This is a genomic window from Bacillus sp. sid0103, assembly GCF_019219025.1.
Genome location: NZ_JAHUWN010000009.1, coordinates 84,235 through 106,359, shown reverse-complemented (window position 1 = coordinate 106,359; position 22,125 = coordinate 84,235). Strand labels below are relative to the sequence as shown.

The 22,125-nt window shown below is 37.9% G+C and carries 23 protein-coding genes; 20 read left to right on the top strand and 3 right to left on the bottom strand.

Annotation, left to right across the window (positions count from 1 at the left end; all coding sequences use genetic code 11):
* Positions 1–38: 38 nt before the first annotated feature.
* The gene (locus KW850_RS12105) at positions 39–1,760 is read left to right on the top strand and encodes a sensor domain-containing diguanylate cyclase (protein WP_218347830.1); all 1,722 of its coding nucleotides are present in this window, start codon (positions 39–41) and stop codon (positions 1,758–1,760) included.
* A 130-nt stretch (positions 1,761–1,890) separates the two neighbouring features.
* On the opposite strand, the gene KW850_RS12100 is transcribed toward KW850_RS12105, so the two are convergent.
* From KW850_RS12100 to KW850_RS12090, 3 genes are read right to left on the bottom strand one after another with little or no spacing between them, the layout of a single operon-like run.
* Positions 1,891–3,225, bottom strand: a complete 1,335-nt coding sequence (locus KW850_RS12100) for a hypothetical protein (protein WP_218347829.1) — start codon at positions 3,223–3,225, stop codon at positions 1,891–1,893.
* On the bottom strand, positions 3,225–3,719 hold the full coding sequence (locus KW850_RS12095; RefSeq protein ID WP_218347828.1) for a prepilin-type N-terminal cleavage/methylation domain-containing protein: 495 nt from the start codon (positions 3,717–3,719) through the stop codon (positions 3,225–3,227). The genes KW850_RS12100 and KW850_RS12095 overlap by 1 nt, the downstream gene beginning before the upstream one ends.
* A 5-nt stretch (positions 3,720–3,724) precedes the next feature.
* A complete protein-coding gene (locus KW850_RS12090; protein ID WP_218347827.1) occupies positions 3,725–4,165 on the bottom strand; it encodes a type IV pilus modification PilV family protein in 441 nt (146 codons plus the stop codon).
* Between the two features lie 260 nt (positions 4,166–4,425).
* On the opposite strand from KW850_RS12090, the gene KW850_RS12085 reads away from it, so the two are divergent.
* The 19 genes from KW850_RS12085 to KW850_RS11995 all read left to right on the top strand — a co-directional run bounded on the left by KW850_RS12085 (position 4,426) and on the right by KW850_RS11995 (position 22,097).
* Positions 4,426–5,457 (top strand): hypothetical protein, encoded by a 1,032-nt coding sequence (locus tag KW850_RS12085; RefSeq protein WP_218347826.1) that lies wholly within the window; start codon positions 4,426–4,428, stop codon positions 5,455–5,457.
* A gap of 23 nt (positions 5,458–5,480) precedes the next feature.
* A complete protein-coding gene (locus KW850_RS12080) occupies positions 5,481–6,800 on the top strand; it encodes a G5 domain-containing protein (protein WP_218347825.1) in 1,320 nt (439 codons plus the stop codon).
* Positions 6,784–8,475: a GspE/PulE family protein gene (locus tag KW850_RS12075; RefSeq protein WP_218347824.1), complete on the top strand. Its 1,692-nt coding sequence runs from the start codon at positions 6,784–6,786 to the stop codon at positions 8,473–8,475. Before KW850_RS12080 ends, KW850_RS12075 begins: the two co-directional genes overlap by 17 nt.
* A 12-nt stretch (positions 8,476–8,487) precedes the next feature.
* Positions 8,488–9,537: a type IV pilus twitching motility protein PilT gene (locus KW850_RS12070; RefSeq protein WP_218347823.1), complete on the top strand. Its 1,050-nt coding sequence runs from the start codon at positions 8,488–8,490 to the stop codon at positions 9,535–9,537.
* Positions 9,530–10,735 carry a type II secretion system F family protein gene (locus KW850_RS12065; protein WP_218347822.1) on the top strand — a complete coding sequence of 402 codons (1,206 nt, stop codon included), beginning with the start codon at positions 9,530–9,532 and terminating at the stop codon, positions 10,733–10,735. The genes KW850_RS12070 and KW850_RS12065 overlap by 8 nt, the downstream gene beginning before the upstream one ends.
* A gap of 142 nt (positions 10,736–10,877) precedes the next feature.
* Positions 10,878–11,360 carry a type II secretion system protein gene (locus KW850_RS33890; protein WP_305730313.1) on the top strand — a complete coding sequence of 161 codons (483 nt, stop codon included), beginning with the start codon at positions 10,878–10,880 and terminating at the stop codon, positions 11,358–11,360.
* Positions 11,360–12,106: a prepilin peptidase gene (locus KW850_RS12055; RefSeq protein WP_218347821.1), complete on the top strand. Its 747-nt coding sequence runs from the start codon at positions 11,360–11,362 to the stop codon at positions 12,104–12,106. The genes KW850_RS33890 and KW850_RS12055 overlap by 1 nt, the downstream gene beginning before the upstream one ends.
* Before the next feature lie 24 nt (positions 12,107–12,130).
* A complete protein-coding gene (gene pilM / locus KW850_RS12050; RefSeq protein WP_218347820.1) occupies positions 12,131–13,126 on the top strand; it encodes a type IV pilus biogenesis protein PilM in 996 nt (331 codons plus the stop codon).
* Positions 13,126–14,001 carry a PilN domain-containing protein gene (locus KW850_RS12045; RefSeq protein WP_218347819.1) on the top strand — a complete coding sequence of 292 codons (876 nt, stop codon included), beginning with the start codon at positions 13,126–13,128 and terminating at the stop codon, positions 13,999–14,001. The genes pilM and KW850_RS12045 overlap by 1 nt, the downstream gene beginning before the upstream one ends.
* Positions 13,998–14,783 (top strand): pilus assembly protein PilO, encoded by a 786-nt coding sequence (locus tag KW850_RS12040; protein ID WP_218347818.1) that lies wholly within the window; start codon positions 13,998–14,000, stop codon positions 14,781–14,783. The genes KW850_RS12045 and KW850_RS12040 overlap by 4 nt, the downstream gene beginning before the upstream one ends.
* A gap of 135 nt (positions 14,784–14,918) precedes the next feature.
* The gene (locus tag KW850_RS34045; protein WP_218347817.1) at positions 14,919–15,998 is read left to right on the top strand and encodes an SPOR domain-containing protein; all 1,080 of its coding nucleotides are present in this window, start codon (positions 14,919–14,921) and stop codon (positions 15,996–15,998) included.
* A gap of 204 nt (positions 15,999–16,202) precedes the next feature.
* Positions 16,203–16,775, top strand: a complete 573-nt coding sequence (locus KW850_RS12030) for a Maf family protein (protein WP_218347816.1) — start codon at positions 16,203–16,205, stop codon at positions 16,773–16,775.
* A 42-nt stretch (positions 16,776–16,817) separates the two neighbouring features.
* Positions 16,818–17,507 (top strand): RadC family protein, encoded by a 690-nt coding sequence (radC, locus tag KW850_RS12025; RefSeq protein ID WP_308128790.1) that lies wholly within the window; start codon positions 16,818–16,820, stop codon positions 17,505–17,507.
* 160 nt (positions 17,508–17,667) lie between these two features.
* The gene (locus tag KW850_RS12020) at positions 17,668–18,690 is read left to right on the top strand and encodes a rod shape-determining protein (RefSeq protein ID WP_218347815.1); all 1,023 of its coding nucleotides are present in this window, start codon (positions 17,668–17,670) and stop codon (positions 18,688–18,690) included.
* Positions 18,691–18,770: 80 nt separating this feature from the next.
* Entirely contained in the window at positions 18,771–19,652 is an 882-nt protein-coding gene (gene mreC, locus KW850_RS12015) for a rod shape-determining protein MreC (RefSeq protein WP_218347814.1), read from the top strand.
* A complete protein-coding gene (gene mreD / locus KW850_RS12010; protein WP_218347813.1) occupies positions 19,649–20,167 on the top strand; it encodes a rod shape-determining protein MreD in 519 nt (172 codons plus the stop codon). Before mreC ends, mreD begins: the two co-directional genes overlap by 4 nt.
* Positions 20,168–20,330: 163 nt before the next feature.
* Positions 20,331–21,011: a septum site-determining protein MinC gene (gene minC / locus KW850_RS12005; RefSeq protein ID WP_218347812.1), complete on the top strand. Its 681-nt coding sequence runs from the start codon at positions 20,331–20,333 to the stop codon at positions 21,009–21,011.
* Position 21,012: 1 nt separating this feature from the next.
* A complete protein-coding gene (gene minD / locus KW850_RS12000) occupies positions 21,013–21,816 on the top strand; it encodes a septum site-determining protein MinD (RefSeq protein ID WP_218347811.1) in 804 nt (267 codons plus the stop codon).
* Between the two features lie 56 nt (positions 21,817–21,872).
* A complete protein-coding gene (locus KW850_RS11995) occupies positions 21,873–22,097 on the top strand; it encodes a hypothetical protein (RefSeq protein ID WP_218347810.1) in 225 nt (74 codons plus the stop codon).
* Positions 22,098–22,125 lie beyond the last annotated feature (28 nt).

Genomic DNA, 22,125 nt, shown 5'->3' with positions numbered 1-22,125 from the left:
AATAATTTTATCTTTATAGAACAGAGGGGAGGATAAGCATGGGAGTTAAACCGTTTATCAAGAACTGTATTTTCCTTACCTGGTTTTTATTAGTTCCCGCCGGAACGTGGCTCACCTATAAGGCTTATCCTCCTCATATCTCCGGGCGTTGGTTAGATGTCTTAGCATTTTTGCTGTTAACCTGTGTGGTTGCAACCATGCCAATTGTTATTAATAATATGTTTATTTTCTTAATCCAATGGGTGGCGCTTGCTACCTTTTTAAGGTTTGGATTATTTGTTGAAATCATTTTTGCACAAATAGCCGTTATTGTTTTACTTTTAAAGTTACGGATTCTCCGAAAAGGTGAATTATTCCGATTGCCGCTTAATCTGATAATGATCTTTCTCGTTTCCTTGACGAGCGGATTGGTCTACCACTGGCTTGGTGGAGAGACACGCCCCAGCTTTGCTGAAAACCATAATTACTTATGGCAGGCCTTCTTATATGCAGTGGTAAGTTATTCGATGAATCAAATCATTTTCTCCTTCAACCTTTATTTTATCTATAAAAGCAAAGAATCCTATTTTGGAAAAGATTTCATGGTTGAGACCATTACGACTTTCATCACCTTCCCGATTGGGTTTGTGTTGTATATCCTTTATAATCAGGTCGGAAGTTTAGCCCTGTTGTTTGTTGGAATCCCTTTTGTTAGTTTATCATTGATTTTTAAACTCTATTATTCTAGTGAAAAAATCAATGAATATTTACAAAAAGCGGCAGAGATTGGTCATCAGATGGCAGAGCGCTTAAAGGTCGATGATGTGGTCGATCTGTTAATTCAAAAAGTTAGTGAAATGCTTCCGGTTGATTTTGCATATATCCTTGAGGTAACAAAGAATGATGAACTCGAATTGGTTCGAGGGATCGAAGGGGGCATGCCGAATAGCTTACCGCCTGTAAAGAGAAACCAAGGAATTAGCGGGATGGTATGGGGTGAGCAAAAGACTTTCTTATATACAGCAAGGAAAGAATGGCAGAAATATTCAAATGGACATTTACCGGATGATGCCGAAAGTATCCTGGGTGTACCGATCATGAGAAGCAAAAAAGTAATAGGCGTGTTATTACTTGCTTCGAAGAAAAAGCATGCATTTGAAAAATTTCAGCTGATGATCATCGATATCCTTTGTTCCCACTTTGCCGTTGCCATCGAAAATGGCAAGCATTATGAACTGACAAAAATGCAAAGTGAACACTGTTCGTTAACAAAACTGTATAATTATCGCTATTTTGAAAACCTGCTAACCGAAGAATTTGATAAATTAACCCGGTTCGAGCGCAGGGCGTTATCGTTGATTATTCTTGATATTGACCATTTTAAGCAAGTAAATGATACGTATGGTCACCAAAGCGGAAATGAAGTTCTGGTTGAACTTGCCAGCAGACTAAGCAAGTTAATGGGACTCTCGCGCGGAACCGTCGCTCGATTTGGAGGGGAAGAATTCGTCGTTCTTTTACCTGATACATCTAAAGAAGAGGCCTACCATATGGCCGAACAAATTAGACAAATGATATCCAATTGGCCATTTACCATTAAACAGTCATTGGATTTAGACAAGAAGCATCAAAAGGTAATGATTACTGCCTCGATTGGGGTGGCGACTGCACCTGAGGATGCGGAGGATTCCTTGGCATTGATTCGTCATGCGGACAGAGCGCTTTACGTTGGGGCGAAAAGGGCAGGCAGGAATAGGGTAGCGGAGTATTCGTCATGTTAAAGGAATCAGCTGCAATCAATTATGTTTGTTTTGTAATATATAGATGTAGATTAAAAAAAGGTGAGATAATTAAGTGTTTAAACCACTAAATTATCTTACCTTTTTTTCTGTTAGATTAACATGTGTATTACTAAGGATAAACAACATCATTAATCATTGAATTGGTTATATTTCCCCATTCAATAGTATTAGTTGTAGTCGGTGTTGGGGTATCAAAAGTGTTTCCACATTGCGTTTGTAGCCAGTTTTTATCTGTGGTGTCTACCACATATTTTATATTACTATTATTGATTTGATTACCAGAGAAGTCCAGCACTTTGCCATTAATGATTAAATGATCTTTCGCATCAATAGTTAATCCTGAAACTTTGATATTACCGTTAATACACATTTTAGAAGTGGAATCAATCTTTAGATGGTTATCAACGGTAGAGATTGTATTATTCGCAATTTCGTTTTGTGTTCTTGATCCTCTTATAAATACATTTGAACTATTGCTTAGGTCAAGATGCCCATTGATAGCAAGTAGCCCTCCCACGTAAAAATTTACATGATTGGTATTCTGAACATTACTGCCAATTGAGAAATTTCCTTTAGTTTCAACAGTTACAGAAGTTGGATTATTAAAATTACTTGCCATATGAAGCGATGGTGCATAAATCTGTAGAGAGTCTCTATTGTTTAAATTCCCTGTAAAATCTAGACCAACAGTGGAGTAGATTTTTGAGACATCCACATTATTATTACCTGTGTATGTTCTAGTTCCATTGGAATTATTAGCAGTATCAATTATTACGTCTGAACAAATAACGTTTATATTGCTATTACCATTTTTGCCATTACCATTGTTACCTTTATCTTTGCTAAGTTCCAAATCTACGGGGTTATTACAATTAACATCGACAATATCAGGTTTCGTAACCTTATCAAAAATAATTTCAGGAGTATTACTTGCGGTTGTAGTAACTATATTGATACTTGACAGGTTGTTAATGGCCATTTCCACATTAAGTTCAGTGCTATCATCTTGTTTAGTACCTACAACTGTTAAATTGATTTTTAGTAAATTTCCTCCAGAAGTAACATTAATTTTATTATTGCTTTTATTAATGGTGAAGGACGCTTTATCATCAACGGCTGGTGGGGTGGGAATATTTATAATATTACTTTTTAATTGAGATTTCAGATAATCAATAACAGCTGATTGTGTGGTTAATTGGTTATTCTCAACTTTAACCTTAATCTCATCTTTTAATTTTTCAAAGATATCTTGAACTGCAACATCGTAATAAGATACCCCCATTTCAGCTAATGCTACGGATTGTGAAGATTTCTCAACTACTTGATTTTGTTTTACACTGTTAAAGGCTTGGCCCATGAAGGCAAGGAACAAAACTGAAAAAACAGTCAATATTACCAATACTACTACAAGTGCATAACCCTGTTCATGCTTAACACTATCCATTAGTATCCAACTCCCTTCATTCGATAAAGATAGGACTTCATAGTTACTTTATTTTCAGGATTCGTTTTGTCACGAGCATTAAGTGTAATAGAAACATCGTTTTCATTAGGTTCTATTTTGTTTGGGTCCGAACCACTTCGTTTATTCTTAATATCAAGGACAAATCCAAAGCATATTTGTGAATGGGAGAATATTCGGACTGGTTGTATAACATCTTTATTTAGAACTTTATCCTTTTTTTTAGAAGTTACAGTAATGTCACAATTATTAGTGCCAGAGCTTGTTATTTCATACTCACTAGAAGTTTGATGAATTTTTGTTAAATTGGTAATGAGAAGGTTCATTTCTTGAAGCATTAAGTTTTTTGAGGTGGCCTTTTTTGAAAAATTTAACCCTTGGAAGAAAACACTCCAAATTATTATACTGACAATTGAGATTATTGTTAAAGTAGCTAAGACTTCAACAAGTGTTAAGCCACGTTCGTCTTGTTTCAACTACTTCATCTCCTAACTTTTACATACCCATAAGTATTACTTACGGCGATATCTCTATTATTCATTTTGTATAGTTTTATATCAATTTGATGCGCATTATAAATTTTTGATTCCTTACTTGGATTTACCTTAATTTGAATGTTAACGATATATCCACCTTCAACTGTTTCAAAATTATAATAATCTGCCCCTGTAATTGGCTTGTATTCCGGTATTACTCCTGCATCAGGGTTAGTAAAAAAGGCATCCAATCTACTATCATTTTGCCATTTAAGAAGGACATCTTTTACAGTGTTTATTCCCTGTGTTTTTAGGTTGTTTTGATTATTTATAAGCCCCATTTGGGGAAAAAAACTCATAGTTGTTAAGAGGATCATAGACAATATGACTATTGATAAAAGCACTTCTAATAAGGTTACCCCTTTTTCCTCTTTCAATAATTCCATGTTAATCATTTCCCTTCTGGGGATAAAGTTTCATGTTCAAAGATATAGTTTAATAAATTTAATAGACAATAAATAACAAAAATCAGTAAGTATTGCCTATAAAAGTTTTTCATCTTCTTTTAAACTAATTAAAAGTATTATACAATATCTAGTAGGCAATTTTGTCTAATTTTAGAATAAAAGTAAAAATTCTTAGTAATTTTGATATAAATTGTTGTTTAATAAGATAATAGTATCAAGAGAAGAAAGGAAGTCATCAAATGCAAACACTCATATGGGCATTTGGGGCTATGTTGGTATTAATATTAATCATAGCCTTTTTACCTATTGGTTTCACTTTTAGAGGGAAATTTTTCGTTGTTTCGGCAGGTTTTGTGTTGGCCCTTGGAGGACTTGCAGCCGTTCCTTTTTTCCCATTGTGGCAGACATCGTTAATAGTGCTTTTGCTTGTTTTGGTTGCAGCCTACATAATGGACAGCCGTTTTGGAGCTGTCATGTACAATAAAGTACTAGATTCATTTGATATAGAGTTTGACGAGGAATCAAAAACTTTTGTTCCGGATAATAGGATAGAAAAATCAATGGAGTTAGATTTGTTGGATTTAGACCAGGGAGAAACCGCTTCGCAGTCTTTAATGAATTTAAACGCAAATGAGGTTATTTCGATACAAGTACAACCTCAAAATGTAGATGAAAATGAGCAAACTTATGGAATAGAGATAGAAGACATTTCATTTTTTGATGATTTGATAGAAGATGAAATAAAGGAAAAGAATGAAAAAAATATGGTCGATACCGATTCAGAAGCAGGCAATTTATCTGATATCGAAAGTTTACTGTTAGCTGAATCTAATGAAAAGACCGAGTCAGAGGATGAAGGGTGGCTTGAGGAGTTTAATCATCTAACGCTAGGAAATGTAGAGGAAGAAACGGTTAGTATTGCAACAGACGTTACCGAGCTAGATGAAATATTCCTTGCCGTTAAGGAAACTGCAGCAGGGGATGATGCGAATCTATATGAACTTGATGATAACGAAATTGAAGCAGGTTATTTATCAGATATCGAAAGTTTACTTCAAGAGGAATCTGAAGAAAATATCGAACTAGAAGATGAAGGATGGCTTGAGAAGCTTAATGACCTAACACCAATAGGAGAGGAAGAAACTGGTACTAACGCGTTAGAAGATAACCAGTTAGATGAATTATTCCTTGCTGTAAAGGAAACTGCTGCAGGATATGAAGCGAATCTATTAGATAGCAATTTGAAGAAAGAAGTTAACTTGCAAAAGTAGTTTGATAGAAAGGGGGCAAGGCTATGGAGAAAAATCTGCCATTTTTAAAATTATTTGTTGTACTTTTTTTCAGTACAGCATTTATCTTTAGTTTCTCTCATTTTGGAGCAAAAGCATTTGAAAAATTAGCAATCGCTGATGGGAAATATTCAGAGGGAACTACAGTTGGGAATTTAGACATTTCCGGAAAAACGGATAGTGAAGCGGCTAGTATGCTTGAAAAGGAGTACCTTGACTGGCTGAAAAATACAAAATTTTCATTTCAATATAGTGAGAAAAGTGTTCCCTTTGATTTAAACCTTTTTAATCTTGATTCAGAAACAACGATAAAATCAATAAAGGACGGACAAAAAAACCAGGTTTTTATTTCCATTGATCTTATGCAAGTGGAAGAGCAAGTTAGTATCCTTTTCCCAGAGCTAAATAGTAATGAAGTAGACTTTACTAAACTGAAAGCTAATTTAGAATCGACAGCATCCGGGTTAGAAAATGGTTCATATCCGTTTAACCTGACGAATGATTTCTTACTGGCAAGTGCAAGTAAAAAGGACATGGTTATAAGCGAAGCAGTACTTAAATTAAAAGAAATTCCATATGACCTTCAGACAATAGTGGAGAAAAATTCGGAAATTAAAATTGCTGAGGGAGCTACGTTTTCACTCTTGGAGTTTGCTAAGAATCAGAAATTTGAGAAAGCAACTGCACTAAGTTTTATCGGAACAGGGATTTATCAAGCGATATTACCAACGAATTTTTCAGTTGTCGATAGAAATATAAGCAATGTACTTCCTGAGTACGCTAGGTTAGGATTTGAAGCTAGGGTCAGCCCTGCTAAAAATACAGATTTAATTATTACTAATCCAAATAAATCAAGCTATACTATAGAGCTAGTACTAGAGAACAATCTCTTAAAAGTGCGCCTTAAGGGTAAAAAGTTTCTTTACAATTATAAGATTAGTAAAAAAGATGAACAGCAATTAAAGCCTAAAACGATAGTCCAATATAGTCCAATTCTTAAACCTGGTAAAACGATGGTCAAAGCTAAAGGAGCCGACGGGACATTCGTAAAAGTTTACCGGGAGATGTACCAAGGAGAGCAACTGCTAAAGACTGAATTGATTTCTGAGGATTATTATCCTCCTGTTTATCGCATCGAGATTCATGCCTTAACTGGAACACAACAGGGAACAGCGGCGACTGCCGCAAGTCAAACTGACATTGTAACGAATCCTTCAACAGAAACCAATCCTGCTGGTAGTCAAACTACTTCACAATCTGATACATCACAACAAGATTCTGATGTTGATAACCTTTGGGGGAAGCCAAATGAACAGCCTAAATAGTGGTGAAAGCAATAAGAAACAAAGCCGAAAACGCCTTGGGGATTTGTTAATTGAAGAAGGAATGATTACTACTGAGCAGCTGCAATCTGCTTTAGACGAAAAAGGTTCGAATCAAAAGATTGGTGATGTCTTATTACAAAGAGGATATATTACCGATCAGCAATTGGCTGAAGTATTAGAGGTACAGCTTGGTATTCCGCATGTAAATCTTGCCCAGTATCCCTTTGATTCAAGCCTTTTTTCCCTGATTTCTAAGGAAACGGCAAAAAGGAATTTGATTGTCCCGCTTAAAAAAGAGGCGAACAAGCTATTTGTTGCCATGGTTAATCCCATGGATTTTATAATAATTGATGACTTGCGTTTATCTACGGGCTTCCAAATCGAAGCAGGGATTGCAACAAAGGACGAGATACTACGAACCATTAATAAATACTATGACGATGACGAGGGTTTAGAGGAGCTGTTTGATGACCTACCTGCAAGTGAGCGGGGGCGAGATGAAGATGTAACCAATCAGGATTCTCCAATTGTTCGTCTGGTTAATCAGCTCCTGACGAATGCTGTGATACAAAAGGCAAGTGATATTCATATTGATCCACAAGAAACGAAGATAGTTGTTCGTTATAGAGTGGATGGTGTACTAAGAGTGGAACGTATTTTACCGCGCCATATGCAGAGCGTATTGACTGCAAGAATTAAAATAATGTCGAATCTTGATATCACTGAACATCGGATTCCTCAAGATGGACGAATCAAGATACATCTTGATTTTTATCCGATCGATCTTCGTGTTTCTACTTTGCCAACCGTTTACGGGGAAAAAATCGTAATGCGCCTTTTGGATATGGGTGCGGCTTTAAATGATTTAAATAAAATTGGCTTTAATGCACTAAATTATAAGAGGTTTAGCCAATTAATTGAGCAGCCAACAGGGATTGTCCTTATAACAGGACCGACTGGATCGGGTAAATCATCGACCCTTTATGCGGCACTTAATAAATTGAACAGTGAACAAGTCAATATTATCACCATTGAGGATCCTGTTGAATACCAATTAGAAGGGATCAATCAAATTCAGGTAAACGCAAATGTTGGGATGACTTTTGCAGCAGGTCTTCGCTCCATTCTACGCCAGGATCCAAATATAATCATGGTCGGAGAAATTCGTGATAAAGAGACAGCTGAGATTGCTATTCGTGCGTCGTTGACTGGGCATTTAGTATTAAGCACGCTGCACACAAATGATTCTTTAGGAACAATCACACGCCTTAATGATATGGGTGTCGAACCGTTTATGATTGCCTCGTCAGTAAGCGGCATAGTTGCACAGCGGTTGGTACGAAAGGTATGCCGGGATTGTGCTGAAGGACAAGAACCTTCACTGCGAGAAAAAGAAATTTTTGCAAGACGTGGCCTTAAGATTGATAAGATAACAAGAGGGAAAGGCTGTGCTTCTTGTAATATGACTGGTTATAAAGGAAGGATTGCACTTCATGAGGTACTTGTCATTAACGATGACATGCGAAGAATCATAATGAATGATAATTCCTTTCAAAAGTTAAAAGAACATGCGATTAAAAATAAAACCATCTTTTTAATTGATGATGGCTTATTAAAAGTGAAACAAGGCTTAACAACAACAGAAGAAGTATTGCGTGTAGCCATTTTGGAGTAGGAGTATGAACATATGAAAGAAAGAATTGATAATATTCTTCGGGCAGCATTAGAATTTAAAGCCTCTGATATCCATCTGACGGTTGGTGTTCCACCTGTTTTTCGGATAAATGGGGATATTAAGCGTTATGGAAAAGATATGCTGCTTCCAGCGGATACAGAGGAAATCGCCAAACAGATTATTCCCGAAAATCTTTATAATCAATTTAAAGAAAAAGGGGAGCTCGATTTCTCCTATGGGATTCCAGGCGCGTCACGTTTCCGTGTCAATGCCTACCATCAGCGGAAAAGTGTTTCACTTGCACTAAGGGTCGTAGCTTCGAAAACCCCAACCATGGAAGATTTAGACTTACCGGAAATCATTTCAAAACTAGTAGAAAAGCCTCAAGGCCTTATCCTTGTAACAGGGCCTACAGGTAGTGGTAAGTCAACAACACTTGCTTCGATGATTGATTATATGAACCGAACGATGCGGAAACATATTATCACACTTGAAGACCCAATTGAATTTCTTCATAAACATGGAAATTCAATTATTGATCAGCGAGAAGTAGGGTTTGATACAAAAAATTACGCCAGTGGCTTAAAAGCAGCGCTTCGCCAAGATCCTGATGTTATTCTTGTAGGAGAAATGCGGGATCTAGAAACGATTGGTATTGCGATTACTGCAGCAGAAACAGGTCACCTTGTGTTTGGAACCCTTCATACATCAAGTGCCCCGGCAACAATCAACCGGATCATCGACGTTTTTCCACCAGCGCAGCAGCCGCAAATCCGTGTCCAACTTGCCTCTGTTTTGGTTGGCGTCATTTCACAGCGGTTGTTTCCTACTGTTGATAAAAAAGGCCGGAAAGCGGCAACAGAAATCCTGGTTAACAACCCAGCAATTGCTAACCTAATCCGAAATGAAAAAATTCATCAAATCCAAAGCACGATGCAAACCTCCCGCGCCCAGGGCATGCACACGCTTGAAATGAGCATAAGAGACCTGCTTGACCGCAATCTGATTCAGATAGAAGCGGCGAATAGATATTTACAAGAAAAGATGATGATGGATGCCTAGATTTAAATATTCTGGACGGGACCGTCAGGGCAAAAAGCAGGGCGTGGTTAGTGCGGCTTCAAGGCGGGAGGCAATGGTCAAGCTGAAGGATGAGGGCGTAAGAGTTGTTGAAATGAAGGAAGTCCCGGAAACCCTTATGACAATGGAACTATCGTTTGGGAATCCAGTAAAAATGCAGGACTTTGTTATTTACCTGCGCCAATTTGCTACTTTGCTGAAAGCAGGGGTAACAATCGTTGAAGCAACCGCTGTTCTTGCTGCCCAGACAGAAAGTAAAGGGCTGAAAAGGGCTCTATTGGATGTGGAACAGGAACTACGAGAAGGAAATCCATTTTCCGACTCAGTTTCAAAGCATCCTAAAATATTTAATTCAATGTTTGTCAACATGGTAAAGGCGGGAGAGGTTAGCGGAAATATCGACGGGACTCTAGAACGTCTTGCTGAAGATTTTGAAAAACAGCATCACACAAGACAAAAAATAGTTTCGGCTCTTACCTATCCTTTAGTCATAGGAATTATTGCTATTTTAGCTGTGATCTTTTTACTAGTCGGAGTAGTTCCAAGATTTGTTACGATGTTCTCAGATATGGGAGCTGAACTACCAGGCATTACAAAGTTTGTCTTGGCAGCCAGTGAATTTATGCAATCTTTTTGGTGGCTCGTAGCGCTTGTGTTCGTTGCTATTTATTTATTTTTTATGTTTATGAAAAAAAATAAGCAGACAAAATATTATTTGGATTTTGCTCTCTTGAGAATGCCGATATTTGGAAAAATGATTCAAAAAGGTCAATTAGCAAGGATGATGAGAACACTAAGCACTCTATTCTCAAGCTCTGTACCGATTCTTCAAGCGATGTCGATTGTCGAAAAGGTCGTTGAAAATGAAGTGATTTCAAAAGTTATTCGTGAATCCCGTGACTCGCTTGAAAAAGGGCGATCAATGACCGAGCCGATGAATGCACACTGGGCCTTTCCTCCTCTTGTTACGCAGATGATTTCAATCGGCGAGGGAACTGGGGCTTTAGATGCGATGCTGTCTAAAATAGCAGAGTTTTATGAAAAAGAGGTAGAGGCAGGTACGGACAGACTAAAATCTTTAATAGAACCGATAATGATTGTGTTTTTAGCAGGGATTGTAGGTGTCATTGTCCTCTCAATAATGATGCCAATGTTCTCGATGTTCGACCAAATGAGCTAAGAAATGAATGTTTTTACGTAATATTACAAAAATATAACTTTTAAGACAAAAAATGATAAAAAACACCTTTTACAATGCTGTTATTTATTGTATACTCATAGAGAAATATTACTAGGTTCATAGAACCAGAAGGAGTGTTGAAATGGTACATAGTTTGAAATTAAAAATGAAGGAACAAAAAGGTTTTACCTTAATTGAATTACTAGCTGTTATTGTAATTTTAGGGATTATCGCTGCGATTGCAATTCCTGCAATTGGGAATGTAATTAAAAAATCAGATCAAAAAGCTACAGTTCAAGAAGGGTTACAAATCATTAATGCAGCAAAGATGTATGTTGCTGACCATCCTCAAGCTAAGAGTATTACATTAGATAATAATGGTGCTGGTGTTTTGGCTAGTGATGGAACTGTTAGTGGCGGTAACGTAGCCTTAAAGGACTACTTAGATCATGTTAAAGATAATACTTTTGTAGTTACTGTAACACATAATTCAACTAGTGGAAAATACACCTATGTTTTAAAAACGCATGCAGCTGTAGCTATAGCTGATAGTAAAACGGCACCTGCTAAAGGTAATGAAGACGGGGAAGCTACTGAACAAGAATTAATAGAATATACTAACTAATGATTATAGTAATACTTTTTATCTATGGTCTTCTCCTAGGATCCTTCTTCAACGTAGTCGGCCTTCGAGTTCCATTAAAGAAATCGATTGTGACACCAAGATCTGCATGCCCTACTTGTGGGCATCAGTTGACACCATTTGAACTCATTCCGGTTTTATCATATATGCTTCAAAAGGGGAAATGCCGCGGCTGTCAGTCGCGGATTTCTCCGATTTATCCAATATTTGAATTGTTAACTGGTGCCATGTTTGCAGCAGCACCATACTTTGTTGGATGGTCTGGAGAATTAGTCGTTTCCTTAACGTTAATTTCTATGTTTATGATTATCATCGTATCAGATATTCATTATATGATCATCCCTGATAAAATTTTAATTTGGTTTGCAGGGATTTTTTTATTGGAACGAATTATTATGCCTTTAGACCCATGGTGGAATTGTATCCTAGGTGCAGTAACTGGTTTTATTCTCCTGCTCATCATTGCCATTGTTAGTAAAGGCGGGATGGGCTTTGGTGACGTGAAACTGTATGCCTTACTGGGTTTCGTTTTAGGATTTAAACTTGTATTATTATCATTCTTTCTGTCTACTTTGTTTGGTGCTGTTATAGGTGGATTAGCTCTTCTTTTTAGAATTGTAAAAAAACGAGAACCTATTCCATTTGGCCCATTTATTGCAACTGGTACATTGACAGCCTATTTTTGGGGTTCGGAACTTATTGATTTATACTTACAAATTCTTAATTAAGGATTTTATTAAGGGGTTCATTATATGGCATTTTCCCTCTTTTCAACAAAAAACCGAATAATCAACCTAGTAATAAATGACCACTCGATTCGGTTTTTAGAATTAAAACAAGTGAATCCCCCAACTCCACAAAGATGGAATGAACGCTTTTTGCCGCCAGGAATTATTACTGACGGAAAAATTGTCGATATCGATTCTCTGTCAAACATTCTCGAGGAATGTATTGATGAATGGAAGATACGCAGACGTTCTATCCGATTTAATGTTCCTGACCCACTAGTCATTATTCGGAAGGTGTCGATACCATCAGATGTTCAGGATGATGAGATAAAGGGCTATCTTTATTTAGAGCTTGGCTCGAGTATTCATTTACCTTTTGAAGAGCCTGTATTTGATTACTACACACTTCCGGATAATGGAAAGACGAAGGATTTACTCTTATTTGCAGCACCGGAGCAGAATGTCATGGAGTATGTGGATCTACTTGCTAGTTTAAAGCTAAATCCTGTCGCAGCAGATATTTCCCCGCTTTCATTATATCGTTTATATTATCATCAAAATCAAGCTAGCGAGGATGAGGTACTTTTCACGGTCCAATTTGATATGACAAGTGTCAATTTATGTATCTTTAATGAAACGGTACCATTAGTCATGCGTCATTTTTCATTGCCGTTTAATCTCGATCAATGGGAAATTAATCGAGATTCGTTAGGATTGATGGCTTGTAAATATATTGGTGACACAAACGAAATTGTTTTACAGTTTGAGGATATTTTCAGAGAAATTAATAAATTATTTGATTTTTATAGGTATTCCCTAAATAATGAAAAACACGATGTGACAAAGTTTTTATTAAATGGGGATCATCCGATGCTTATGGCCATTTATGATGAAATGAAAGATAGATTTGAAATTCCTGTTGAGTTAATCAATATTGACATTGAAGTAAAGAGCAAGCGAGAGAGTATTCCAACAAATCTTTTACTGCCCTTAGGTCTCGCTTTAAAAGGGGTGCAATAATGTTAGTAGAAATTAATCTGCTTCCCCAAAAGGAACCGAAAAAAATCGGCTTTATCATCACTTTGTCTTGTTTGGTTGCTTTACTGCTAATTGGTGGTGCTTATTACCTATGGCAAACCAATTCTTTCAAAAGTAATATCGCTTCCTTAGAAAGACAAATCTCGATGATAAAGAAGATTGCTGAAAAAGAAAATAAAAGTACAGAAACAGTTGAAGCTACTAGCTCTGTTAGTCAATTGAAAAGTGCAATTGAGTGGGCAAACGAATATCCCATTCAGACGATTCCTGTCATGCGCCATTTGACATCATTATTGCCTGAGCGTGGTTTTATCCATAGCTTTGTTTATACAGAAGCAGGGACGGTTTCGTTAACGGTGCAATTTGATAGTGCTAGAGAAGCTGCGTACTTTTTAGATAATCTTAATGAATCAAAATGGTTCGAAGAAGCAAGCTTGAGCTCATTATCAGCTGCAGCCACTGCAGAATCAACGACTGATAACTCTACAGCTGGAACAACAGGTCAATCAAATACAACGAATTCTTCAAATGATTCTACCACTCAGACAACAAACCTAACGAATCAAGCAGCTTCGAATCAAAGTGGTGCAAATCAGAATTCAACTACCAATACTAGTAGTCAAACGAATGGAACTTCAGGAACAACCGGTGAGCAAACAAGTAACACTACCTCGAAAACAAATAAAAAAGCGACCAATAAATCAACTACTGCATCTAGCAGTACAAAGAGTAAGAAAGTAAGCGATAAAATCCTTCCTCGCTATACTGGTCAATTTGAGATAAAGCTTAATAAAGAAGTAGTTAAGGAAAATATTAAAAAGAGCAAGAAAAATGAGGAAGGAGTGACTGGTTCATGAGGCTCCGTTTCTCAAAGAGACAAAGCCTAATAATTGGTGGGGTCGCTCTTTTAGTCTTATTATTCATTGTTTATGCTCAATTCTTTAAACTAGATCCTTTAAAATCAGATTTAGATATCAAGCAGCAGTCACTTGAGTCTGAACAAAAATTATTAGAAATCGTAAGTCAGAAAAAGGTTGAAGATACGAAGAAAACGGCAGAAGATACTAGTGAATTACAGAAGAAGTTACCTGTAAAGCCGTTGCAAGGACAGCTAATTTTAGATTTAGAAAAAGCGGAAAACATCTCAAATAGTAAGATTAGTTCAATGAGTTTTTCAAAAGATGTGGAAGTAACTACTACTGCTGCTGACCAAACAAATGCCGAAAATACTAATGGTCAACAAACCACAACGAATCAAACTGACACTACTCAAGCCACTGCCAATCAAGATCCGGCGGCACAACAATCGGTATCGACTGAAGCTGTGGGTATGAAGAAGATAACTGTTTCGTTGAGCGTTGAATCACCAAGTTATAAGGAATTAGAGAAGTTTATTGAAACTCTTGAATCATTAAAACGGATTATCGTGGTTGAATCGATAAGTTATTCAGGCGGTCAAGAGATAACCAGTTTAGACCAAGAAGATCAGCCTTTAACCTACAGTCTGACAATATCTGCATTCTATATGCCAAATTTATCTGACTTAGCTGCTGAATTACCAAAAATCGATGCACCTGCACCAGCTGGTAAAGATAATCCATTAAGCCAGTTCCCAGCAACTGCACAAACACAGCCATAATCACCACCATGCCAACCTTGTAAATAATTTGGCGAAAGACTACGATAACAAGACGACAAAAGTCTTGTTATTTTTTTTTGTCTTTATGATAGGATGAACCCAATGACCCTTCGGAAGAGAGAGGAGTACGGTTTCGTGGACAAGCCTAACAAAGGCAATACAATCAAGATAAAATTAAATGGAGAAAACACGCCCCATCAGGAAGTTCCTCCAAAAAAAGAGGTTGAAGCTAACATCGACCCCATTCCTAAAGTGATAAAAATAAATTCAGAGCATTCAGAAGCGGATGTGTTTAGTGAGACGGCGGCTGCACAAGAATCGGTTGAAGAAAGTTTTGACTGGATTATCCCTGAGTCCTCTGATCAAGACATTGAGGAATTGAAAATTATCCCAAGTCAAACTAGCAAAAAAACAGCCCTTCCCAAAATAACATCCTTTTCGACCAATTCTAAAAAGAAAACAGGACGGCCGTTAGGATCCATCTTAATTTCAGCAGTATTCGCCATCCTGATTGGATCGACAATCGGTGTGGTTATGCTTAAATTGGTGATAACAACTCCATCTAACAAGACGGTAACAACGGAACCGGCAGTAGTCACGGACAAGCCTGTCAGTACCGAGACGAAAACGACGGAGGGAAAGAATACGTCAATTGTTGCCATACCTCAGTTAACTACGTATATCATTCAAGGCGGGGTATTTTCATCAGAAGCTGGTGCCGAAGAAACAGCTGCTAATCTAACTTCGAAAAGCGTGCCATCTCAATCAGTGGAAATGGATGGCAAGTATTATTTATTTCTAGGGGTGGCCGATTCGATTGAAGAAGCTAAAGCATTAGGGGCTCAATATAAGGAAGATGGAATTGAAGATGTATTTGCCAAGCCATTGTTATTAGAGGAAAAGAAGTTTTCTACTAGCACTGATAAAGAAAAGTCCTTTTTAAAAGCAGTACCTGCCATTTATGAAACGCTATCTCTTACCACTTCAAATGCGCTCGTCACCAAGGATCTGTCTGAGGACGAAAGTAAAGTCCTTTCCGAGATTGAAGCACCATTAAAAACTAGTGTAAAAAATGCAAAGATAAAAGATCTAAAAGCAGAATTGGTAAGTGCAAACGATAAAGTAAAGTCTTATCAAGAGTCAAAAGACGAAAAAAATCTAACTGACGCACAACAGCATTTATTGAACTTCCTGTCGCTCTATTTTTCTAAGTAATGAATATCGACATCTATCGATATTTTCCGGGAAATATGGCCTATCAAATAATTGATAGGCTTTTTTATTTACCATAACAAGAAATATTTTGCATAATTTTACAAATTCCATCAAAATTTAATGATATAAAAATTGTTTGCTAGTACAATTTCTGATACGATTGAATTGTATCTCCCTAATACGTACCAAAGGTAAGGTGATCAAATGCAGAACCTCATTTTAGCCTCTTCTTCTCCACGGCGAAAAGAACTTCTAGAAACTCTCCGTTTAACATTCGCGATCTCAAGTAGTGAAGTTGATGAAAGTTTTGACCCAGCTCTCTCTCCTAAAGAAGTTGTGATGGAGTTAGCCGAACGTAAGGCACAAGCCGTTTTTAAAGAAAACCAGGACGCCTATGTGATCGGCTCGGACACAATTGTTGTTGCGAATAATCAAATCTTAGGAAAGCCCGCAGATGAAGCAGAAGCTTTTGCCATGTTAAAAAGCTTGTCAGGTCGTCAGCATGAAGTTTTTACAGGAGTTTCGATTGTGTCTCCAACAGGTACGACTAAGTTTTATGAAAGAACAGAAGTTTGGTTTTGGGAGTTAACGGACGACTCAATACGGGCGTATGTAAAAAGTGGTGAACCGCTTGATAAAGCAGGTGCATATGGCATTCAACAGCTCGGAAGTATGCTTGTCAAAAAAATAAATGGAGACTATTTTGCGGTTGTCGGACTGCCTGTTTCACGAACGGTAAGAGAATTGAAAAAGGCAGGCTACCAGTTGCCGTATTAAACTTTTTTGTTCCTTAACTCCCTTAATAAGGGAGGAAAAAAAGTGTCCACCAATACATTAATGATCCGTGATTTCCCTCAAGATGAAAGGCCCAGAGAACGGTTTATTCAACATGGACCACAAAGCTTATCGAATCATGAACTGATCGCCATTTTGTTGCGAACCGGGACAAAAGATGAATCGGTTTTGCAATTATCGAATCGACTATTGACCCATTTTGAAGGGTTACGACTTTTAAAAGCTGCTACCCTGGAAGAAATGACCGAGATAAAAGGGATTGGTTCAGCCAAGGCCATTCAAATCCTCGCTGCTGTCGAAATTGGTAGAAGAATTGCCAACCTGGATTATAAGGACCGTTATGTGATCCGCTCACCGGAAGACGGAGCAAAGTATGTCATGAATGATATGCGCTTTTTATCACAAGAGCATTTTGTTTGTATGTACCTAAACACAAAGAACCAAGTCATTCATAAACAAACCATTTTTATTGGCAGCTTAAATGCCTCGATTGTCCACCCCAGGGAGGTATTCCGCGAGGCTTTAAAGCGGTCAGCTGCTTCTATTATTGCCGCACATAATCATCCCAGCGGAGACCCCGCTCCAAGCCGCGAGGACATTGAAGTCACCAAGCGACTCGTCGAATGCGGTAAGATCATTGGCATCGATTTACTCGATCATTTGATCATCGGGGAGAATAAGTTTGTGAGTCTTAAGGAAAAAGGTTATTTATAAACTATGATTTTATTTAACGTTGAGTTATAATATTGGTTATGGTTTTTTAGGACTACTTAAGATATAACTAGATAAATATTGAGAAAAAAGACATGATATTAAAGTAATTACCTATTTATTGGAGTTTTTGCATTAGGTTCAGAAAGGGAGATACAAAACTATGTTTGGAATTAGAGCAAGAGATCTTGGGATTGACTTAGGGACTGCAAATACCCTTGTATATGTAAAAGGAAAAGGAATTGTTCTGCGTGAGCCATCGGTGGTGGCGATGCAAACTGATACAAAAAACATTGTCGCGGTTGGTAACGACGCGAAAAATATGATTGGGCGGACACCGGGGAATATTGTCGCGCTAAGACCGATGAAGGATGGAGTTATCGCAGATTTTGAAACAACAGCAGCCATGATGAAATACCATATTCGTCAAGCACAGAAAACTAAAAATGTATTTTCAGGTAATCCTTATGTCATGGTTTGTGTTCCATCAGGGATAACGGCCGTTGAGGAACGAGCTGTCATCGATGCGACCAGACAAGCAGGGGCAAAGGATGCATATACGATTGAAGAGCCTTTCGCTGCAGCGATTGGAGCCAATTTGCCTGTGTGGGAGCCTACGGGCAGCATGGTGGTTGATATTGGTGGGGGAACCACAGAAGTGGCCATCATTTCTTTAGGTGGAATCGTTACAAGCATTTCGATCCGCGTTGCCGGCGATGAAATGGACGATTCGATTATTACTTATATTAGAAAAAACTATAACTTGATGATTGGGGACCGCACAGCGGAAGCCATTAAAGTGGAAATAGGTTCGGCTGGTAACCCTGATGGCATTGACAATATGGAAATTCGCGGCAGGGATTTATTAACAGGTCTGCCAAAGACAATTGAAATAACTGCCAAAGAAATTGCCGGAGCATTAAGAGATACGGTTTCCGCCATTGTAGAAGCAGTCAAGAATACATTGGAAAAAACACCTCCAGAACTTGCTGCTGATATTATGGATCGCGGGATTGTTCTAACTGGTGGAGGTGCGCTCCTTCGCAATTTGGACAGGGTTATTAGTGAAGAAACCAAAATGCCCGTGCTGATTGCTGAAAACCCGCTTGATTGCGTGGCTATTGGAACAGGAAAAGCACTGGATCATATTCATTTATTCAAAAATAAAGCAAGAGATTCTCGATAATCTTAGTTGGTTCCAAACAATAAGCACAGGCTAAGTTTAAAAACTATAATTTTTATCTAGAAAAATAGAGGTGTATAATCATGCCACAGTTCTTTCTGAATAAACGTCTGATTATTTTGCTTGTCAGCATCATTGTTCTCGTGGCATTGATTGGGTTTTCTTTAAGGGAGAGAAGCAAACTATCTTGGCCGGAGCAATTTCTAAAAGATACCACCGGCTGGGTTCAATCCCTGGTTTCAAAGCCTACTCATTTTGTGACAGGCTTTTTTGAAAATCTCCAGGATTTACAAAATACATACGATGAGAATAAGGAATTAAAATCGCGGGTCGAAAATCTTGTCAATCTTGAAGCGCAAGTGCAAGATCTTAAACAAGACAATGAAGAATTACGTGACATTCTCGGTGAAAAAAGAACCCTGAGAGACTTCAAACCATTACCAGCTACCGTAATTGGCAGAAACCCTGATCGTTGGCATGAAATGATTATTATCGACAAAGGCAAACTAAACGGCATTGAAAAAAATATGGCTGTTGTTACAGCTACCGGTTTGATTGGAAAAGTAAAAAATGTAACACAATTTAGTTCAACCGTTCAATTGTTAAGTGCAATGGATCCAAAAAATCGTATTTCTGCTGTTATTCAAGGCAAGAAGGATGTTTATGGATTTGTACAGGGATTTGATGACAAGCGAAAACTATTATTAGTTAAAGCCATTCCATCCGGTGAAAAAATTGAAAAAGGGCAAAAAGTGATTACTTCGGGCCTAGGTGGTATTTTTCCAAAAGGGCTGATGATTGGAAAAGTGGTTGAGGTTAACCCGGATCAGTATGGGTTAAATCAAACGGCCTTAGTACAACCTGGTGCGAACTTTTATGATATTGAAAATGTCATTGTCATAAAAAGATTAATGACACAGCCAGTTAATATGGAAACATCAGATGGGAAGGGGGAGGATTTGTGAGAAAAGTCCTTCTTCCTCTTTTATTTCTGTTACTTTTTATTATAGAAAGCCTTTTTGTGGAGTATTTACCAGAAAAGGTGTTTGGGTTTGAGCGAATTTTCGTTCCACACTTTCTTTTTATTGCCATTTTGTTTTTAACGATTTTTGTCGGAAAAAAACATGGAATTATTTATGCAGCCATTTTTGGACTTTTATTTGATATTGTGTATGTCGAAATTATCGGCATTTACTTATTCCTTTATCCGTTTATCTCGTATCTCATTTATAAACTTTTGCAGGTTTTGCAATCCAATATAATTACGGCCTTTTTGGCTGCCATTCTAGGGGTCTCGTTATTAGAGATTGGTGTTTATGAAATGAATTATTTAATCCATGTAACAGACCTTGATTTTATCGGCTTTTTGAACTTGCGTTTTTACCCTACCATTATCTTAAATGCAGTGGTGACGCTCATTGCTGCCTTTCCATTAAAGTGGCTTTTTGAAAAACATTCGGAAGCATTAAGGGCTGAATGATTTTTTTGAAAAAAGAGGAGAATGGGCGCATCGTGTCGAAATTTTATTAGGATAGTATGACTATTGATTCGGAATAGGCAAGAGGGATTTCCAATCCCTCTTGAAACATCCAAAATGGGCTTGTTTTGAAATTGCTTTCTTATTATGAGGTGAAAAATTCTCCATGAAAAAACGGCAAAATGTTACAATAAAAGGAACGAAGGAAGGTCTTGTCCTTCATCTTGATGATAGCTGTTCCTACGAAGAACTCAAAAGGGAACTTGATCATAAACTTTCAGCAAACTCAAGGACACAGGATGAGCGTCATTTAACCTCTGTTAAAGTGGAAATCGGTAACCGCTATTTAACCGAGCCACAGCGGGAAGAATTAAAAAACTTAATTCGCCAGAAGAAAAATTTTGAAGTTGATGAAATTGAATCTAATGTAATCACAAAAGATGAAGCTGAGCAGTTAATGGCCGAAACAGAGGTCATGACTGTTTCTAGAATTATTCGTTCCGGACAAGTCCTCGAGGTACCTGGTGACCTCCTGTTAATTGGCGATGTCAACCCAGGTGGAACGGTAATGGCTGGAGGTAACATATTCATTATGGGAACCTTAAAGGGTGTGGCTCATGCTGGCTGTTATGGCAATGATGAAGCGGTCATTGCTGCATCTAGTATGAAACCATCTCAGCTTCGTATTAGTGATTGTTTAAATAGGGGACCAGACAGCCTGCAAAGCAATGAGAAGCGGGAAATGGAATGCGCATACATCGATGATAACCGTCAAATCATTGTTGATAGATTACAAGTTTTAATCCAATTAAGACCTAATTTAACGAGATTAGAAGGGGGACATTAAAGTGGGAGAAGCAATCGTAATTACATCCGGTAAGGGTGGAGTAGGAAAAACAACAACTTCTGCTAATATCGGCACATCATTAGCCCTTCAAGGAAAAAAAGTATGTTTAGTAGATACTGATATCGGTCTTCGTAACTTGGATGTCGTTATGGGACTTGAAAACAGAATTATTTATGACCTTGTTGATGTCGTCGAAAAAAGATGCAAAATCCATCAAGCCCTTGTTAAGGATAAGCGTTTTGATGGGTTATTATACTTATTGCCTGCGGCGCAAACCGTTGACAAATCAGCCGTGAAGCCAGAGCAGATGAAAGAACTGATCATAGAATTAAAACAAGATTACGATTATATCATTATTGATTGCCCTGCGGGTATTGAACAGGGATTCCAAAACGCCATCGCCGGAGCAGACAAGGCGATTGTTGTGACAACACCAGAGGCCTCTGCCGTTCGTGATGCTGACCGCATCATTGGTCTATTGGAAAAACAACCGAATATGGAGTCGCCTAAATTAGTCATCAACCGGATTCGAAATCATATGGTGAAGAATGGGGATATGCTTGAGATTGATGAGGTTACTCAACATCTTTCCATTGAACTCATAGGTATTGTTGCTGATGATGATGAAGTTATTAAAGCTTCTAACCATGGTGAACCGATTGCCCTTAATCCTAACAATAAAGCATCCATTGCCTACCGAAATATTGCGAGAAGAATTCTAGGTGAATCTATTCCGCTGCAGTCACTCGAAAATGCAGAAAAGGGTATGTTTACGAAATTAAAAAAATTCTTCGGTGTTAGATAAAAAAATGCACCGCCTTTCAACAGCCTGTCCAGTTACAATCGGACAGGTTGTTTTTTTTGTCTATGTTAAAGCTTATTGGTGATTTTGGCACCCTGTTGATTGGAGCGGAAGGCGCGAAGACTCCTGCGGGAGGACGGGGCAGGGGAGACCCCTCAGGAGCGCAGCGACGAGGAGGCTCCCCGGACCGCCCGCGGAAAGCGCAGCGCCTGGAGCGGAAATCAACAGGCAAGTTTAACAGAGTCTTTTATTTTACAGACATACTCTTCAATCCCCCTTCATAGACTTGTACAAATTAGTGTGAAAAGGGTG

Coding starts and splice junctions, on each gene's coding strand:
- KW850_RS12105 (WP_218347830.1), top strand. CDS start 39: ATGGGAGTTAAACCGTTTATCAAGAACTGTATTTTCCTTACCTGGTTT.
- KW850_RS12100 (WP_218347829.1), bottom strand. CDS start 3,225: ATGGATAGTGTTAAGCATGAACAGGGTTATGCACTTGTAGTAGTATTG.
- KW850_RS12090 (WP_218347827.1), bottom strand. CDS start 4,165: ATGGAATTATTGAAAGAGGAAAAAGGGGTAACCTTATTAGAAGTGCTT.
- KW850_RS12085 (WP_218347826.1), top strand. CDS start 4,426: ATGCAAACACTCATATGGGCATTTGGGGCTATGTTGGTATTAATATTA.
- KW850_RS12080 (WP_218347825.1), top strand. CDS start 5,481: ATGGAGAAAAATCTGCCATTTTTAAAATTATTTGTTGTACTTTTTTTC.
- KW850_RS12075 (WP_218347824.1), top strand. CDS start 6,784: ATGAACAGCCTAAATAGTGGTGAAAGCAATAAGAAACAAAGCCGAAAA.
- KW850_RS12070 (WP_218347823.1), top strand. CDS start 8,488: ATGAAAGAAAGAATTGATAATATTCTTCGGGCAGCATTAGAATTTAAA.
- KW850_RS12065 (WP_218347822.1), top strand. CDS start 9,530: ATGCCTAGATTTAAATATTCTGGACGGGACCGTCAGGGCAAAAAGCAG.
- KW850_RS33890 (WP_305730313.1), top strand. CDS start 10,878: ATGGTACATAGTTTGAAATTAAAAATGAAGGAACAAAAAGGTTTTACC.
- KW850_RS12055 (WP_218347821.1), top strand. CDS start 11,360: ATGATTATAGTAATACTTTTTATCTATGGTCTTCTCCTAGGATCCTTC.
- pilM (WP_218347820.1), top strand. CDS start 12,131: ATGGCATTTTCCCTCTTTTCAACAAAAAACCGAATAATCAACCTAGTA.
- KW850_RS12045 (WP_218347819.1), top strand. CDS start 13,126: ATGTTAGTAGAAATTAATCTGCTTCCCCAAAAGGAACCGAAAAAAATC.
- KW850_RS12040 (WP_218347818.1), top strand. CDS start 13,998: ATGAGGCTCCGTTTCTCAAAGAGACAAAGCCTAATAATTGGTGGGGTC.
- KW850_RS12030 (WP_218347816.1), top strand. CDS start 16,203: ATGCAGAACCTCATTTTAGCCTCTTCTTCTCCACGGCGAAAAGAACTT.
- KW850_RS12020 (WP_218347815.1), top strand. CDS start 17,668: ATGTTTGGAATTAGAGCAAGAGATCTTGGGATTGACTTAGGGACTGCA.
- mreC (WP_218347814.1), top strand. CDS start 18,771: ATGCCACAGTTCTTTCTGAATAAACGTCTGATTATTTTGCTTGTCAGC.
- minC (WP_218347812.1), top strand. CDS start 20,331: ATGAAAAAACGGCAAAATGTTACAATAAAAGGAACGAAGGAAGGTCTT.